Annotated in this window: 11 protein-coding genes; 6 read left to right on the top strand and 5 right to left on the bottom strand. The window is 67.4% G+C overall.

All coding sequences use genetic code 11. The features are described 5' to 3' along the window. Positions 1-37 precede the first annotated feature (37 nt). The 3 genes from phbB to QP552_RS17380 form a co-directional block, all read right to left on the bottom strand. Positions 38-778 (bottom strand): acetoacetyl-CoA reductase, encoded by a 741-nt coding sequence (phbB, locus tag QP552_RS17390; RefSeq protein WP_005414435.1) that lies wholly within the window; start codon positions 776-778, stop codon positions 38-40. A 24-nt stretch (positions 779-802) separates the two neighbouring features. Then, entirely contained in the window at positions 803-2,131 is a 1,329-nt protein-coding gene (locus tag QP552_RS17385; protein ID WP_049411738.1) for a CitMHS family transporter, read from the bottom strand. A gap of 75 nt (positions 2,132-2,206) precedes the next feature. Beyond that, on the bottom strand, positions 2,207-3,346 hold the full coding sequence (locus tag QP552_RS17380; protein WP_106551258.1) for a porin: 1,140 nt from the start codon (positions 3,344-3,346) through the stop codon (positions 2,207-2,209). 276 nt (positions 3,347-3,622) lie between these two features. Here QP552_RS17380 and QP552_RS17375 point away from each other — a divergent pair, with 276 nt between their 5' ends. From QP552_RS17375 to QP552_RS17360, 4 genes are read left to right on the top strand one after another with little or no spacing between them, the layout of a single operon-like run. Continuing rightward, positions 3,623-4,312: a response regulator transcription factor gene (locus tag QP552_RS17375; RefSeq protein ID WP_049426910.1), complete on the top strand. Its 690-nt coding sequence runs from the start codon at positions 3,623-3,625 to the stop codon at positions 4,310-4,312. Next, on the top strand, positions 4,305-5,696 hold the full coding sequence (locus QP552_RS17370; protein ID WP_111113863.1) for a sensor histidine kinase: 1,392 nt from the start codon (positions 4,305-4,307) through the stop codon (positions 5,694-5,696). The genes QP552_RS17375 and QP552_RS17370 overlap by 8 nt, the downstream gene beginning before the upstream one ends. Further along, positions 5,693-6,748 (top strand): ABC transporter substrate-binding protein, encoded by a 1,056-nt coding sequence (locus tag QP552_RS17365; protein WP_111113846.1) that lies wholly within the window; start codon positions 5,693-5,695, stop codon positions 6,746-6,748. The genes QP552_RS17370 and QP552_RS17365 overlap by 4 nt, the downstream gene beginning before the upstream one ends. Before the next feature lie 60 nt (positions 6,749-6,808). Continuing rightward, complete coding sequence (locus QP552_RS17360) at positions 6,809-7,459, top strand: response regulator transcription factor (RefSeq protein WP_286074164.1); 651 nt, start codon at positions 6,809-6,811, stop codon at positions 7,457-7,459. 558 nt (positions 7,460-8,017) lie between these two features. On the opposite strand, the gene QP552_RS17355 is transcribed toward QP552_RS17360, so the two are convergent. Next, positions 8,018-10,660, bottom strand: a complete 2,643-nt coding sequence (locus QP552_RS17355; protein WP_286074163.1) for a PAS-domain containing protein — start codon at positions 10,658-10,660, stop codon at positions 8,018-8,020. A gap of 66 nt (positions 10,661-10,726) precedes the next feature. After that, positions 10,727-11,893, bottom strand: coding sequence for a porin (locus QP552_RS17350; RefSeq protein WP_106551402.1), 1,167 nt, complete (start codon positions 11,891-11,893; stop codon positions 10,727-10,729). A 332-nt stretch (positions 11,894-12,225) separates the two neighbouring features. Between QP552_RS17350 and QP552_RS17345 the strand changes: the two genes are divergently transcribed. Further along, positions 12,226-13,569: a dicarboxylate/amino acid:cation symporter gene (locus tag QP552_RS17345; RefSeq protein ID WP_286074162.1), complete on the top strand. Its 1,344-nt coding sequence runs from the start codon at positions 12,226-12,228 to the stop codon at positions 13,567-13,569. Positions 13,570-13,799: 230 nt separating this feature from the next. Further along, positions 13,800-16,091, top strand: a complete 2,292-nt coding sequence (locus QP552_RS17340) for an NADP-dependent malic enzyme (protein ID WP_049469974.1) — start codon at positions 13,800-13,802, stop codon at positions 16,089-16,091. Positions 16,092-16,582: the final 491 nt, after the last annotated feature.

Below are 16,582 nucleotides of genomic sequence, written 5' to 3'. Positions count from 1 at the left end.
GTGGGGGAGGCGGTCCACGCCTTGCGTGGAGACGGGCTCAACCCATGTACAGGCCACCATTGACGGCGTAGTCGGCACCGGTCACATACGAGGCCTCATCCGACGCCAGCCATGCACACAGGCCGGCCACTTCCTCGGGGCGGCCCAGGCGGCGCACCGGTACCGAGGCCGCCAGCCGGTCCAGCACATCCGGCGGGAAGCTGCTGATCGCCTGGCTGGCGATGTAGCCCGGCGACAGCGTGTTGACGGTGACGCCGCGCGACGCAACCTCGGCAGCCAGTGCACGGCTGAAACCATGCATCGCGGCCTTGGCGGTGGCGTAGTTCACCTGGCCGATCTGGCCCTTGTGGGCGCTGACCGAACCGATGTTGATGATGCGGCCCCAGCCGCGCGTGGCCATTCCATCGACCACCTGCTTGGTCAGGTTGAACAGCGCATTGAGGTTGGAGGCGATCACCGCGTTCCAGTCTTCCACCGTCATCTGCCGGAACAGCAGGTCGCGGCTGCCGCCGGAGTTGTTGACCAGCACGTCCACCTCACCGACTTCGGCGCGGACCTTGGCGAACGCGGCGCTGGTCGAAGCCCAGTCGGTGGCGTTGCCTTCGGAGGCGATGAAGTCGAAGCCCTGTTCGCGCTGCTCGCGCAGCCAGTTGGCCTTGCGCGGCGAGTTCGGCGCGCAGCCGGCAACCACGGTGTGGCCGCTGCGGGCCAGGCTCTGGCAGATGGCAGTGCCGACACTGCCCATTCCACTGGTGACGTAAGCGATTCGAAGCGTCATTGCAGAAGGCTCCTTGGCAAAGGGTCAGGCGGCGAGGGGATACAGGCCGAACAGCAGGCTGCCGATCATCAGCAGCATCGAGATGGCGATGGCCCACTTCAGGGTGAACTTCTGGTGGTCGGCGAATTCGACCTTGGCCAGGCCCACCAGCAGGTAGGTGGACGGCACCAGCGGGCTGAGCAGGTGCACCGGCTGCCCGGCCAGCGAGGCGCGCGCCATTTCCACCGGGGTGATGCCGTAGTTGCTGGCGGCCTCGGACAGGATCGGCAGCACGCCGAAGTAGAAGGCGTCGTTGGACATGAAGAAGGTGAACGGCATCGATGCCACGGCGGTGATCACCGCCAGGTACGGGCCCCACGATTCCGGAATCACGGCCAGGAAGCTGTGCGACATCGCCTCCACCATGCCGGTGTTGTTGAGGATGCCGGTGAAGATGCCTGCGGCGAAGATCAGCGACACCACCGACAGCACGTTGCCGGCGTGGTTGACCACGCGGCGGCGCTGCTCGGCCAGGTTCGGGTAGTTGATCACCAGGGCGATGGCGAAGCCGACCATGAACAGCACCGGCATCGGCAGCACGCCGATGATCAGCGCGGTCATCAGCGCCACGGTCAGCGCCAGGTTCACCCACAGCAGCTTCGGGCGCTTGATGTCTTCGGCGTCTTCCACGGTCGGCAGTGCATTGCTGTCGTCGGACACGCTGTTGTCCATCCAGCTGCCGCCCTTGGGCAGGGTCACCACGCCGAGGCGGCGGCGCTCCTTCAGGCCCAGGTACCAGGCCAGCAGCAGCACGCCGGCACAGGCGATCACCATCGACGGGATCAGCGGCACGAACACATCGGCCGGATCCACGTGCAGCGCGGTGGCCGCACGTGCGGTCGGGCCGCCCCACGGGGTCAGGTTCATCACGCCGCCGGCCAGGATGGTCACGCAGGTCATGTTCAGCGCGTTCATGCCGAGGCGCTGGTACAGCGGCAGCATCGCCGAGACGGTGATCATGTAGGTGGTCGAGCCGTCGCCGTCCAGCGAGATCAGCATCGCCAGCACTGCGGTGCCGAGCACGATCTTCATCGGATCGCCCTTGACGAAGCGCAGGATCACCCGCACCAGCGGATCGAACAGGCCGGCATCGATCATCACGCCGAAGTAGAGGATGGCGAACATCAGCATCACGCCGGTCGGCGCGATCTTCTTGATGCCTTCCAGCATCATCTCGTCGATGCCGGCGCCGAAGCCGCCGATCAGCGCGAACAGGATGGGAATGGTGATCAGGGCCACCAGCGGCGACAGCCGCTTGCTCATGATCAAGTACATGAACGTAATGACCATGCCAAAGCCGAGGATGCTCAGCATCATCTGCGGACTCCTTGCGAATACAGGACGTGGGGGAGTGGAAGGGGCCCGGGCGGCATGCCCGGGAATCCGGGCTTAGAAGTCGTACTGCAGGCGGCCGGTGACCGCGCGCGTGCGGTCCACCGTCATCCCGGCAAGGCGGTCGCGGTTGCGGCTTTCGATCACGTTGAGCATGAAGCGCAGGTTGTCGCGCAGGTACCAGTTGCCACCCAGCGTCCAGGCCTCGGTGCTGCCGCGGCGCAGGTCCGGCGCACCATCGAGATGCTGCGCGCCCCACATCTGGTCGTAGCGCAGCGCCACTTCGAACGCGCCGGCCTTGTGGCGGATATCCTTCACCCGCGCGAAGCGGCCGGTCTTGCGGTCGTAGGCGCGGCTTTCGCCGGTGACGAACCAGCTGACCATGCCGTAGGCGGCCATCACGTCGCCGCGCTGTGAACCGTCATCGAAGGTGGCGCCACTGAACTCGCCCTGCCACGACAACGGGCCGCGCACCTGGGCGTACTCCAGCGACCACTTGTTGACGTCGGTATCGCGGCCGGCGGAGAAGTCGACCAGGGTCAGGCGGCTTTCATCGGACAGATGGCCGGCCGGGCGCGGACGGATCTTCAGGCCCGGAACGCCGTTCGCGCCCGGGTTGTCATAGGCCTCGCGGGCCAGCGACAGGCCCAGGTGCAGCACGTCGCCATCGGCGGGCGAGGGCGCCCAGGTGACACGGCCACCGGCAGCACGCCCCTTCACTTGCCAGGCGTCGATGCTTTCCAGGCTGTAGATGCTGGCGGCCCAGGTGAAGTCACCCGGATTGGCCTGCCACGACGCGCCCAGGCGGTACAGCGGCGCCAGCGTGGTGCCGGCATTGCCGCGCTCCAGGAAGCTGCCGTAGTTGGAACTGGTGCGGTCATCCAGCGAGAAGTACTGCTTGAACTGGCCGACGGTGAGCTTGCCGGCCTTGCCGAAGCTGCGCGCCAGGTACACGTCCTTGGCCTCGACGCGGTCGCCGGAGAAATCGGCCTCCAGCTTGTAGTCGACCACGAAGAACTTGCCGGACACGTCAACCCACGCACGGCGGATTTCGGTGTCGTCCTTGTTCGGGGTGCCGCGGTTGTCGTTGTCGAAGGTGGCGAAGTCCAGGTGCAGGCGGCCACCGAGGGTGGCGGTGACCGGACGGTCGTCTTCGGCAGCGAAGGCCGGCGCCGACAAGGCAGCCAGCGCCATCATGGCGGCAGGACGCCGCCAGGCAAACGTGAATTCCACAAACCCTCCCAGGTGCGCGCCAGGCGCGCGGCAATCGTGGGCACCGGACGGTGCGCGGCCGCAGTCTGGGTCGCCGTAGCTGTCATCGTCCTGTCAACGGATTGTGCGGTGCAGCGTAAAAGACCGCCGGGCACGGCCCGGCGCTACCCATGCGGTGTATCCCGGTAGCGCCGGTCCATGACCGGCGGGCGGCCCCGGCGTCATGCGGTAGCATTCGCTTCCCCTCCCACCGTCGTGCCCATGCGCCTGCTGCTGGTCGAAGACAACCCGGATCTGGCCGATGCGATCATCCGTCGCATGCGTCGCAGTGGCCATGCCGTGGACTGGCAGGCCGATGGCCTGGCCGCCGCCAGCGTGCTGCGCTACCAGAGCTTCGACCTGGTGGTGCTGGATATCGGCCTGCCCAAGCTCGACGGCCTGCGCGTGCTGGCCGGCATGCGCGAGCGCGGCGACAGCACGCCGGTGCTGATGCTGACCGCACGCGACGGCATCGAGGACCGCGTGCAGGCGCTGGATGTCGGCGCCGACGACTACCTCGGCAAGCCGTTCGATTTCCGCGAGTTCGAGGCGCGCTGCCGCGTGCTGCTGCGGCGCGCGCGTGGCCAGGCGAGCGAGGTGGTGCAGGTCGGTGGCTTCCAGTTCGACAACGCGGCGCACCGGGTCACGCTCGACGGCGAACCGATCGAGCTGCCCAACCGTGAATACCGCCTGCTGGAGATCCTGGTCGGCCGTATGGGCCAGGTAGTGGGCAAGGACGAGATCGGCAACGGCCTGTTCGGCTTCGACGACGAAGCCGGTCCGAATGCCATCGAACTGTACGTCGGTCGCCTGCGGAAGAAACTGGCGGGCGCACCGCTGCGCATCACCACCGTGCGCGGTGTCGGCTACCTGCTGGAAGCCAGTGATGGCAGCGCCGACGCCGATGGCTGACGTACGCGCTGCGAACGCGGCGCCGGGCTCGCTGCGGCGCACGCTGCTGCTCTACCTCGGTGCGTTGCTGGCGGTGTTCGCGGTGGCGCTGCTGTTCGCCGCGCGCGACTATGGCCAGCGTGCGGCAAACCGTTCCTACGATCACCTGCTGGTGTCTTCGGCGTTGTCCATCGCCGATTCGGTCGCCCTGGTCGATGGGCAGTGGCAGGTGGATCTACCGTATGCGGCGCTGGATCTGCTGGCGATGGCGCCAGAAGATCGCGTGTTCTATCGCGTCGCCGACAGTCGCGGCAAACTGATCACCGGCTATGGCGATCTGCCGGCGCCGCCGCGTCGGCCCGGTACACAGCCGCAGTTGTTCGATGCTGCCTACAGCGGTGAGACGGTGCGCTTCGTGGTGGTCAGCCGCAGTTTCGCCGCGGCCTCGGCGCAGGGCGAGGTGCAGGTGCAGGTGGGCCAGACCCGGCGTGCGCGCGAAGCCGTGGCGCAGGACATGGTCAACCGTGCGCTGTTGGCGATCGGTGTGCTGTCCGGCCTGCTGCTGGCGCTGGTGGCCTTCGGCGTGCACCGTGCGTTTCGTCCGCTGGTGCGGGTGGAGCGCGAGCTGTCGCGGCGCGAACCGTCCGACCTGAAGCCGCTGGACGCGCGCGTGCCGCGCGAGATGGACCAGATGGTGGCGGCACTGAACCGCTTCATGGAACGCCTGTCCAGCAGCAACGAAACGCTGCGTGCGTTCATGGCCGAGGCCGCGCACCAGATGCGAACGCCGCTGGCGGCGCTGCGCGCGCAGGCACAGCTGGCGCTGGATGATGACGATCCGGAAGACATGCGGCGCAGCCTGCAGGCGATCGAGCGCAATGCCACCCATATGAGTCGCCTGCTCAACCAGCTGCTCAGCGATGCCAGCGTGATCCATCGTTCGCACCTGCAGCGCTTTGCGGCGGTGGATCTGGCCGAAACCGTGCACCAGGCCCTGCATGAAGCCCTGCCGCAGGCCGGTCCGGCACCGCGCGTGCAACTTGCGATGACCGCCGAGCCGGTGCAGGTGCACGGCGACGCGTTGCTGCTGCGCGAGGCGATCAAGAACCTGGTCGACAACGCACTGAAGTACGGCGGCGACGGTCCGTTGCAGATCGCGTTGACGGTCGACGGTGGGCAGGCGGTGCTGACCATCGCCGACCATGGTGCGGGGATCGCCGCAGCCGACGCCGAGCGCGTATTCGAACGCTTCGCACGTGGCGATGGCGCACCGTCTGGAGGCGCCGGCCTGGGCCTGGCCATCGTCAAGCGGGTGGTCGACAGCCATGGCGGTCACATCGATCTCAGCAACCGTCCGCAGGGCGGCCTGATCGCCACCATCCGCCTGCCCCGGAGCAGTACATGATCCGCCTGTTTGCTGTTGCCCTTGCCCTGATGTTGGCGCTGCCGGTGCTGGCTGCACCCGGCGAGGTCCGCCGCTTCCCGGCACAGGGAAAGCCCACGGCGCAGCTGCGCATCCATGGCACCACCGATATCGAAGTATTCGCGGTGGTGATCGCCGACTACCAGCGCCTGCACCCGGGCACCGAGGTGGTGTACGAGGACATCATCACCCAGGATCTGTATGCGCGTTACCTGCATGACCGCGCCGGGCCGGCGTCGCCGGACCTGCTGATCTCCAGTGGCATGGACCTGCAGACCAAGCTGGTCAACGATGGCCACGCGCTGCCGCATCGCTCGGCGCAGACTGCCGCGCTGCCGGCCTGGGCGCAGTGGCGCAACGAGGCCTTCGGCATCAGCTACGAGCCGGTGGTGATGGTCTACAACACCCGCGCGATGGCCGCGGCGAAGGTACCGCACACGCGCCGCCAGCTGCTCGATCGCTTGCGCGCCGAAGGCGCGCCGCTGCGCGGCAGGGTGGGCACCTATGACATCGAACGCAGCAGCGTCGGCTACCTGCTGGCCACCCAGGACGCGCAGCGCGGCAGTATCGCCGGTGCGTTGCTGGGTGCGCTCGGTGACAACGACGTGGTGCGCGAGGAACGCACCGGCGTGTTGCTGGACCAGGTGGCCGGCGGCCAGCTGTCACTGGTCTACAACGTGCTCGGCTCCTACGCGCAGGCGCGCATTGATGCCGGCGCGCCGCTGGCCATCGTCGAGCCCGAGGATTACACGCTGGTGGTGCTGCGCACCGCGGTAATTCCGCGCACCGGCCCGCACCCGGAAGAAGCCCGGCGTTTCCTCGACTACCTGCTGTCACCACGCGGCCAGCAGGTGCTGTCGCGCGAGGCGCGGCTGATGCCGATCGTGACAGGCAACGCACGGGGCGAAGACGCACCGGGTCGTAGCCGTCGTCCGATCCAGCTGGGCCCGGGCCTGCTGGTCTACCTCGATGCGCTCAAGCGCCGCCAGTTCCTCGATGCCTGGCGCAGCAGCGTGGAGCCGGCGGGGCGCTGATGTGCTGGTAGCGCCGGGCCATGCCCGGCGGATGCGGTGTGCTGCCCGTACAATGTGGGCATGAGCGAATACACCATCCTGATCGCCGATGACCATCCGCTGCTGCGTTCGGCGGTGGTGCAGTCCTTGCGGCAGAGCCTGCCGCTGGCGCAGGTGCGCGAGGTCGCCAGCGCCGATGCGCTTGCCGCCGCCCTCGACGCGCATCCGGATGTGGACCTGGTGCTGCTCGACCTGACCATGCCAGGCGCGCACGGTTTCTCCGCGTTGCTGCACGTGCGAGGCTCGCATCCGGACATTCCGGTGGTGATCCTCTCGTCCAACGACCATCCACGGGTGATCCGCCGCGCCCAGCAGTTCGGCGCCGCCGGTTTCATCCCGAAGTCGGCCCCAGCCGAGACCATCGGCGAGGCGGTGCAGGCCGTACTCGACGGTGGGCTGTGGTTCCCGGCGATGGCCGCCGAACGCTCGGAGGCGGATGCGCTGCTGGCCAGCCGCCTGGCGCAGCTGACGCCGCAGCAGTTCCGGGTGCTGCTGTGCCTGGCAGACGGCCTGCTCAACAAGCAGATTGCCTACACGCTGGGGTTGGCCGAGAACACGGTGAAGGTGCATGTCACCGCGATCCTGAAGAAGCTTGAATGCCACAGTCGCACGCAGGCGGCGGTGCTGGTGAAGGCGCTGGAGCCTGAGGGCGACGCCGGCGCCGGGCGGTAGCTCCAGCCAACGGCGCAGCCCCTCGTGGGTGGTTTGGGGGGCGTTGAAAGCAAAAGCTGCGAGTGGGCCGGTCGGGTTGGGTGCGCGGGGGACGCCGTGAATCCGTCCCTGGAGGCTTGGCAGCCGCATCCATGCGGCTGACACCCCCGCGCACCCAACCCGACCGGCCGCTGACAGATTTCGGTGGCCTGTCACCCACGGATAAGAAAAAGAAGATCAAAATCAAAAGCAGCCTGCCAGGCCGCCTTTTGTAGAGCCGAGCCCACGCTCGGCTGCTTTCCGGCCGGCCCGCGAAGCCGAGCATGGGCTCGGCTCTACACGAGCAAGCGCAGCGCAGCGGCCCGCTTTTGATTTTCTTTTTCTTCTCCGTGGGTGGACGCGCACGGAACTTGTCCGTGGCCGGGTAGATGGGCTGCGCAGGGGCGTGAGCCGCATGGATGCGGCGACCGAGCTTACATGGACGTACTTGCAGCGGCCCCTGCGCAGCCCATCTACCCGGCCCCAGCCATGAACTGCTTTGCGCGGCCACCCACGAGGGGCTGCGCCGTTGGCTGGAAACTACCCACGATGGCGGATCAGCAACTGGCTCATCAACGCCCGCAGCGCCGGCGGCTTCACCGGCTTGGCCATCATCCCCCAGCCGCGCTCCGCGGCCATCTCGCGCAGCCCCGCATCACGCTCGGCGGTCACCAGCACCACCGGTGGGCGCGCCTGCCACAGCTCGGCCAGCGTCTCGTACAGCACCGGGCCATGGTGATCGCCCATGCGTACATCCAGCAGCACCAGCTCCGGCACCGTTTCGACACTGGCCAGCAGCAACGCGGCCTGTGGGCCATCGGCCAGCATCACCTCGCAGCCCCAGCGTTCCAGCAGCGCGCGGCTGGCCGCGCAGACGTGCGGATCGTCATCGATCACCCACACACGGCGCCCGCGCAGCGGATTGTCCGCCGCCGGTTCCTGCACCAGCACCGGCGCAGGAGCAGTAGCGGGAATCGCGCTGGCTTCGCCGAACGGCACGCCCACCGCGAACACGCTGCCCTGGCCCAGCTGCGAGCGCAGCCGGATCGGATGGCCAAGCAGGCGGCCGATGCGGTCGACGATCGCCAGGCCAAGACCGGCGCCGCGCTGCTGGCCGTCGTGCAGGCGGCGGAATTCCTCGAAGATCTCGCCCTGCAGCGCATCGGGAATGCCCGGGCCCTGGTCGTGCACTTCGATCCACAGCAGACCGTCGCGGCGGCGACAGCCGAGCAGCACGCGGCCGCGTTCGCTGTAGCGCAGTGCATTGGACAGGAAGTTCTGCAGGATGCGCCGCAGCAGCGCTTCATCGCTGACCACCACCGCAGCGGTATCGACCCAGTCGACCACCAGCCCGCGTGACTGCGCGGCGATGCCGAACTCGCGCGCCAGCGTCTGCAGCAGCGGGCCCAGCCGGAACGCCTGCACACGGGTTGGCAGGCTGCCCGATTCCAGGCGCGCGATATCCAGCAGGCTGTTGAGGATCGCGTCCTGCGCGGCCAGTGCAGCGTCGATGTGGTCGCTGGTCTGCTGCTGTGCCGGGTCGCTCAGCTTGCCGCGCAGCACCGAGACGAACATGCGCGCTGCGTTGAGGGGCTGCAGCAGGTCGTGCACGGCCGAGGCGACAAAGCGGGTCTTGTAGCGGTTGGCCTGCTCGGCTTCGCGGCGCGCCTCATCCAGATCATGGGTGCGCTCGGCGATGCGGTGCTCCAGCGCATCGGCCAGCGAGCGCAGTTCGCGCGCGGCATTCTTGTAGCTGGTGATGTCGGCATAGCTGGTGACGAAGCCACCGTCGGGCAAGGGATTGCCACGGATCTCCAGCACCGTGCCGTCGTCCTTCTCGCTCTCGCGCATGTGCGGGCGGCCGCTGCGCAGGTGGTTCAGGCGACGCTCGATGGCCTCGTCCACCGGGCCGGGACCGAGCAGGCCGCGGCGTGCGTTGAAGCGGAACAGTTCCTCGATCGGCCGGCCCACGCGCACCAGGTCCAGCGGGAAACGGAACAGTTCCAGGTAGCGCGAATTCCACGCGACCAGGCGCAGTTCGCGGTCGATGACCACCACGCCCTGCGGCAGGTGTTCGAGGCTGCGGCTGAGGCCGCTGTCAGCGTCGGTTGCGGCCTGCAGCAGGCCATCCTGTGCGGTGCGCAGTTCCTGCGCATGCTGCTTGAGCAGGGTTTCCAGCTCGCGGCGACTGCGCAGGCGGTGCTTGGCCAGGCGCCGGCGCTGCTGCACGAACAGCACCAGGAAGCCCAGTGCAAGCCACGCAGCACCGCCGGTGAGTGCGGCCGCGCGACCGGCAGAAGTGGCCGCACTGGCATCGTGCAGTAGATGCAGGTTCCAGTCTTCGGCAGGCAGCGCCAGGCTCTGCCACAGCATCGGCTGCGGCAATGCCGGGTCCAGCAGGCGCACCATGCGGCCGCCGTCGGCCAGCACGTCCTCGGTACGCGCACGCAGTGGCTGCAGCGCGCGGTCGGCGTACTGGCGGGCATCGAGCATCTCGCGGCGCTCGTCGGCGCCCAACGGGCGCAGCAGGCGGTAGCGCCAGCTGTCCCGATTGGCCAGGAAGACCACATCGTGGTCGTCACTGGCCAGCACCACGTCCGGGCTGCTCAGCCATTCCTGTTCCAGCGCCGACAGCTCGACCTTGATCACCACCACGCCCAGCCGCTGGCCACCTTCCTCGATGGCCTGCGACAGGTAATAGCCGGGTACGCCGGTGGTCATGCCGATGCCGTAGAAGCGACCCCGGCCCTTGGCCAGTGCCTGCCGGTAGTACGGGCGGTAGCTGTAGTTCTCGCCGACATTGGTGGTCGGCTGGTCCCAGTTGCTGGCCGCCACCGCCACGCCGTCGTGGCCGACCAGGGTCAGGGTCGAGGCGCGGGTGACCTCATTGGCGCGTTGCAGCTTGAGGTTCAGCCGCTGCCGTTCGGTGGGCGAGGGCGGCACGCGCAGCGCGTGCAGCAGGTCCGGATCCAGTGCCAGCACCTGCGGCAACGTGCCGAAGCGGTCGATGCGCTGCTGCAGGCCCTGGCCATACAACTGCAGCTGGCGCTGCACCTGGCTGCTTTCCTCGCCGAGGGCACGCCGCCAGGCATAGTGGCCGGCGGTGACCGCGCACAGCACGGTGCCACCGACCATCACCGCGATGGTCAGCAACAGCATCCGGTGGCGGCTGAGCCAGTACATGGCGGCAGTCTACGCAGGGCCGGCGGGCGTGGCATGCACGCCCGCCGGGATCTGACGTGGAAGGGGTCAGAAGTGCATCTGCGCGCGCAGTTCGAAGATCTCCGGCGTGCTGTGCACGCCACGACGGCTGGCGTCGACCTTCACGTAGTTGGCCTGGAACTTGAAGTGGCTGGTCAGGTACCAGTTCGCGCCCAGGGTCAGGTCGTGCTGGCGGCCACCAAGGATGCTGCCATCGTCGAGGTCCATGCGGCTGTAACGGGCCACCAGTTCCACCGCGCCGTAGTCGTGCGCGGGCTTGATGTTGGCCACCGCACCGGCGTTGTACGGGCGCGATTCGCCGGTCAGCACCCAGCTGGCCATCGCGTACTGGCCGCTGCCGGTGTAATCCGGCAGGCCCTTGCGGGTGACGGTGGCCTGCAGGGCTTCGGCCTGCAGCGAGAACGGGCCGCGGATCCAGATGCCTTCCAGGCCGGTGCGGCGGATCTGGTCGGCGGTGACCAGGGCGCCGGAATCGACGTAGCGGATGTCGGTCAGGCCGGCTTCCGGGCGCGCGCGCAGGCGCGCGCTGGCCTCGTGGTGCACGTCGCGGCCATCGCTGTAGCCGCGCGGATTTTCCTGCGAGTAGGCCAGGCCCAGGTGGATCACGTCACCCGGCGCCTTCACCGGCGTCCAGACTGCACGTACTGCCTGGGTGGTACCGGGGTTGTCACCCTGCAGGTCCTTGCCGCCATAGGCGCCGGCCTGCAGCAGGTACTGCGGGCGCTCCAGCACCCATTCCACGCCCGTGCGGCGGCCTGCGTAGAAGGCCTGCACGGGCAGCGCGGTCTCCAGGAAGCTGCCCGCACGCGACGAGGTGTTGGCGTCCAGGCCGACCGGGGTCTTCATGTAGCCGAAGCGGAAACGGCCGATGTCACGGCCGAAGAAAGCCTTGCTCTCGAAGCGCACGAATACGTCCAGCCAGGTGTCGGACTGGAAGTCGTAGTAGACCATCGCGTCGTAGACGCCCTTCTTCTTCAGCGTCGCGCCGAACTCCTTGCGGCGCACGGCGTCATCGTCCTCAAGGCCGCTGCCGGAGGAAAAATCGTTGTAGTCGTAGGCGATGTTGGCGGTCGCGGCCAACTCGGTACCGTCGCCGAAGGCGTACTTGGTCGGCCAGTTGTCGAAATCGGCAGCCGAGGCGAAGGCGGGAAGGGCGGCCAGGGACAGGGCCAGCAAGGTGGGAATCGGGCGCATGTAGGGTGCGGCTCTCTCAGATTGCGTGTGGACAGGACAACAACGGCCGCGGGGGCCGAAACTTTCGCAATGACGCGCCCAGCTGTTCAGCCCGGGCCACCGGCCTCCCCGTGATCGGGCGGTGCGGCGCCAGTGTAGGCACCACGGCCACCTGAACCGGGGGGCTAGTACCAATAGGTTATCTGCGCCGGCGTGCCCGGCGCGTACAAAGGCGTCCATTGGTCGCACCCCCTGCGCGTGCAGCACAGGGCCTGCGAGCAGTTTCCACGGTAACGGTTCCCGCGCTGTCCCGGGGCCGTACGTGCCTGAAAACGCCCCTTCCGGAGTCCGCCATGCACATCCCGACCGCAGCCCCGGCGCCTACAAAGCCGTTGCCGATCTATCGCCAGTTGTACTTCCAGGTGATCGTGGCGATCGTCCTGGGCGCCATCCTCGGCCACTACGAACCGCTGGTCGGCGAGAAGATGAAGCCGCTCGGCGATGCCTTCATCAACCTGGTGAAGATGATCATCGCGCCGGTGATCTTCCTGACCATCGTCACCGGCATCGCCAGCATGACCCATCTGCGCACGGTGGGCCGCGTGTTTGCCAAGGCAATGGCGTACTTCCTGTTCTTCTCCACGCTGGCGCTGATCGTCGGCATGATCGTGGCGCACGTGGTGCAGCCCGGCGCCGGCATGAACATCAACCCGGCCGAGCTGGACCAGACCGCGGTGCACAGCTACGTCGAGAAGTCGCACGACCTGACCCTGGTCGGCTTCCTGATGGACATCATTCCGAAGACGCTGGTGAGCGCCTTCGTCGACGGCAACATCCTGCAGGTGCTGTTCATCGCGGTGCTGTTCGGCATCGCGCTGGCATCGGTGGGCGAGAAGGGCAAGCCGATCCTGAGCTTCCTGGAGGCGCTGGTCGCCCCGGTGTTCAAGCTGGTGCACATCCTGATGAAGGCCGCCCCGATTGGTGCCTTCGGCGCGATCGCCTTCACCATCGGCAAGTACGGCGTTGGTTCGCTGGTCAACCTGGCATGGCTGGTGGGCTCGTTCTACCTCACCGCCTTCCTGTTCGTGGCGGTGATCCTGGGCCTGGTCTGCCGACTGTGTGGCTTCTCGGTGTTCAAGCTGGCGCGCTACCTGAAGGCCGAACTGCTGCTGGTGCTGGGCACTTCCTCGTCGGAGTCGGCGCTGCCGTCGCTGATGGAGAAGATGGAACGCGCCGGCTGCAGCAAGTCGGTGGTGGGCCTGGTGGTCCCGACCGGCTACTCGTTCAACCTGGACGGCACCAACATCTACATGACCCTGGCCGCGCTGTTCATTGCCCAGGCCACCAATACCGAACTGACCCTGGGCCACCAGATCGCCCTGCTGCTGGTCGCCATGCTCAGCTCCAAGGGTGCGGCCGGTGTCACCGGTGCCGGCTTCATCACCCTGGCCGCGACCCTGGCCGTGGTGCCGGAAGTGCCGGTGGCCGGCATGGCGCTGATCCTGGGCGTGGACCGCTTCATGAGCGAATGCCGCTCGCTGACCAACTTCATCGGCAATGCGGTGGCCACCGTGGTGGTCTCGCGCTGGGAAGGCGCGCTGGACCGCAACCGCCTGCAGCTGGCGCTGGATGGCCGCGAGAGCGAGCTGCCGCCGCCGGTGGACGCGCTGCCCGAGGCGCTGCCGGCCAAGGGCTGATCCAGGTGTGTGGTACCGCGGGGCCGATCACGACAGTGGTACGGCCCCGCGGCGTTTCAGGGCGTCCCATGGCTGTCATGGCAGACGCCGAAGCTGGTATCCCGGTACCGTCGCATACGGCACGGAATTGTGCGGTCGCAGCATGCCTGCGACAGGATAGCGACAGGTCCGGACGCTCCAACGGGGGTATCATCCCCTGTCCCTTCTGCCCATTCATGTAACCCACATCGATGTCCAACGAAGATTTCAAACAGGCCGCCCTCGATTACCACCGGATGTCTCCGCCCGGCAAGATCAAGGTTTCCGCTACCAAGCCCATGCTGACCCAGCGCGACCTGTCGCTGGCGTATTCGCCGGGCGTGGCGTACGCCTGTGAAGCGATCAAGGCCGACCCGCAGCAGGCCAGCGAGCTGACCGCGCGCGGCAACCTGGTGGCGGTGATCTCCAACGGCACCGCAGTGCTGGGCCTGGGCAACATCGGCGCACTGGCCGGCAAGCCGGTGATGGAAGGCAAGGGCGTTCTGTTCCAGAAGTTCGCCGGCATCGATGTGTTCGACATCGAAGTGGACGAGACCGACCCGGACAAGCTGGTCGACATCATCGCCTCGCTGGAGCCGACCTTCGGCGGCATCAACCTGGAAGACATCAAGGCCCCGGAATGCTTCGTGGTCGAGCGCAAGCTGCGCGAGCGCATGAAGATCCCGGTGTTCCATGACGACCAGCACGGCACGGCGATCATCGTCGGCGCAGCGGTGCTCAACGCCATGGCGATCACCGGCAAGAAGATCGAGGAAGTGAAGCTGGCGACCACGGGCATGGGCGCGGCCGGTATTTCCTGCGTGAACATGCTGGTGCAGCTGGGCCTGAAGCCGGAAAACATCCTGGCCTTCGACCGCGAGGGCGTGATCCATACCGGTCGTACCGACCTGGATCCGGAAAAGCAGCGCTATGCGCGCGACACCGACAAGCGCACCCTGGCCGAGATCGTCGACGGCGCGGACATCTTCCTGGGCCTGTCGGCACCGGGCATCCTGACCGCCGAGATGGTCAAGACCATGGCGCCGGATCCGGTGATCTTCGCGCTGGCCAACCCGACCCCGGAAATCATGCCGGAAGTGGCGCGCGCTGCGCGTCCGGACGCGATCATCGGCACCGGCCGTTCGGACTACCCGAACCAGGTCAACAACGTGCTGTGCTTCCCGTACCTGTTCCGCGGTGCGCTGGACGTGGGCGCGACCGCGATCAACGAAGAAATGAAGATCGCCTGCGTGCGCGCCATCGCCGCGCTGGCACGCCGTGCCGCCACCGACATGGGCTCGGCCTACGGCGGTGAAACCCCGAGCTTCGGCCGTGAATACCTGATCCCGCGCCCGTTCGACCGCCGCCTGCTGGTGGAGCTGTCGGCCGCCGTGGCCCAGGCCGCGATGGACTCGGGCGTGGCCTCGCGCCCGATCGACGACATGGGCGCCTACCGCGACAAGCTGGCCCAGTTCGTCTACCGCACCAGCCTGATGATGAAGCCGGTCTACGACCGCGCGCGCAGCGACAAGCAGCGCGTGGTGTACGCCGAAGGCGAAGAGGAAGTGGTGCTGCAGGCTGTGCAGAACGTGGTTGATGACGGCCTGGCACACCCGATCCTGATCGGCCGCCCGGAAGTGATCGAATCGCGCATCGAGCGTCTGGGCCTGCGCCTGAAGATCGGCGAGAACGTTGAAGTCACCAACATCAACGACGACCCGCGCTTCAACGAGTACTGGCAGTACTACCACGGCCTGACCGGCCGTCGTGGCGTGACCGTGGCCGCGGCGAAGAACCTGATGCGTTCGCGCCCGACCCTGATCGCCGCGGTGATGGTGGCCCGTGGCGAAGCCGACGCGATGCTGACCGGCATCGTCGGCCGCTTCCACAAGAAGCTGGGTTACGTGCGCAGCGTGCTGCCGCTGGAGCCGAAGGTCACCTCGACCTCGGCCATGACCGGCGTGATCAACCAGCAGGGCGTGTTCTTCTTCGTCGATACCCACGTGCAGGAAGACCCGACCGCCGAGCAGCTGTGCGAAGCGACCCTGCAGGCGGCCTACCGCATGAAGCTGTTCGGCATCGAGCCGAAGGTGGCGCTGCTGTCGCACTCCAACTTCGGCAGCCACGACTCCAAGGACGCGCTGAAGATGCGCCAGGTGCGCGAGCTGCTGCTCAAGCGCAACCCGCGTCTGAACGTGGACGGCGAAATGCAGGGCGACACCGCGTGGGATGAAGCGCTGCGCCAGAAGCTGCTGCCGGGCTCGACCCTGCAGGGCCGCGCCAACCTGTTCGTGCTGCCGAACCTGGAAGCGGCCAACATCGCCTACAACCTGGTGCGTGTGTTCACCGACGGCGTGGCGATCGGCCCGATCCTGATGGGCGTGAACAAGCCGGTGCACATCCTGACCACCAGCGCGACCTCGCGCCGGATCCTGAACATGACCGCGATTGCCGCAGTTGATGCGCAGATCAGGAAGCAGCTGGAAGCGGAAAAGAAGGCGTAAGCCTTCTTTCCAGCGACAGCTGCAGAAACGCGCCCCACGGGGCGCGTTTCTGTTTCCGCGCAGCGGAAACGGGTAGAGTCGACTGTCAGTCGACTGCTCTTGATTCGGACGCCGAAAATCCCGCGCTATCGCGCGATAGTCGACCAACGGTCGACTCTACCGGTCCCGGTCTCGGTCCCGGTCCCGATGCCCGTCCCATCGCTGCCACACGCGCGACGCGACCTGGTCATCCCCCTGCAACGCCGCTACGGCCCAATACGCCCACGCGGCCCGGCCGTGGGAAGGGACCGGACCGGCCTTCCCACCCTGGGCCCGACCAACTTTCCATCGGCGAGGGTGTCATGCGCAATCGAGTGACGCGGCGTTACTTCCAGCAACTGTTCGCGCTGTACGCCGGTTTCGTGCGGTCGCGCTGAGGCGTAGAAGGCAGCGAGGTAGAGTCGACCGTTGGTCGACTATCGCGCGATAGCGCGGGGTTTTGGATGGTTGTA

Source organism: Stenotrophomonas sp. 59 (genome assembly GCF_030291095.1).
GTDB lineage: Bacteria > Pseudomonadota > Gammaproteobacteria > Xanthomonadales > Xanthomonadaceae > Stenotrophomonas > Stenotrophomonas maltophilia_Q.
This window is presented reverse-complemented; position numbering and strand designations above follow the sequence as displayed.

What these genes read in the sequence shown, in the direction of transcription:
- QP552_RS17370 (WP_111113863.1), top strand. Translation starts at nt 4,305, where the DNA reads ATGGCTGACGTACGCGCTGCGAACGCGGCGCCGGGCTCGCTGCGGCGC.
- QP552_RS17355 (WP_286074163.1), bottom strand. Translation starts at nt 10,660, where the DNA reads ATGTACTGGCTCAGCCGCCACCGGATGCTGTTGCTGACCATCGCGGTG.
- QP552_RS17360 (WP_286074164.1), top strand. Translation starts at nt 6,809, where the DNA reads ATGAGCGAATACACCATCCTGATCGCCGATGACCATCCGCTGCTGCGT.
- QP552_RS17375 (WP_049426910.1), top strand. Translation starts at nt 3,623, where the DNA reads ATGCGCCTGCTGCTGGTCGAAGACAACCCGGATCTGGCCGATGCGATC.
- QP552_RS17350 (WP_106551402.1), bottom strand. Translation starts at nt 11,893, where the DNA reads ATGCGCCCGATTCCCACCTTGCTGGCCCTGTCCCTGGCCGCCCTTCCC.
- QP552_RS17385 (WP_049411738.1), bottom strand. Translation starts at nt 2,131, where the DNA reads ATGCTGAGCATCCTCGGCTTTGGCATGGTCATTACGTTCATGTACTTG.
- phbB (WP_005414435.1), bottom strand. Translation starts at nt 778, where the DNA reads ATGACGCTTCGAATCGCTTACGTCACCAGTGGAATGGGCAGTGTCGGC.
- QP552_RS17380 (WP_106551258.1), bottom strand. Translation starts at nt 3,346, where the DNA reads ATGATGGCGCTGGCTGCCTTGTCGGCGCCGGCCTTCGCTGCCGAAGAC.
- QP552_RS17340 (WP_049469974.1), top strand. Translation starts at nt 13,800, where the DNA reads ATGTCCAACGAAGATTTCAAACAGGCCGCCCTCGATTACCACCGGATG.
- QP552_RS17345 (WP_286074162.1), top strand. Translation starts at nt 12,226, where the DNA reads ATGCACATCCCGACCGCAGCCCCGGCGCCTACAAAGCCGTTGCCGATC.
- QP552_RS17365 (WP_111113846.1), top strand. Translation starts at nt 5,693, where the DNA reads ATGATCCGCCTGTTTGCTGTTGCCCTTGCCCTGATGTTGGCGCTGCCG.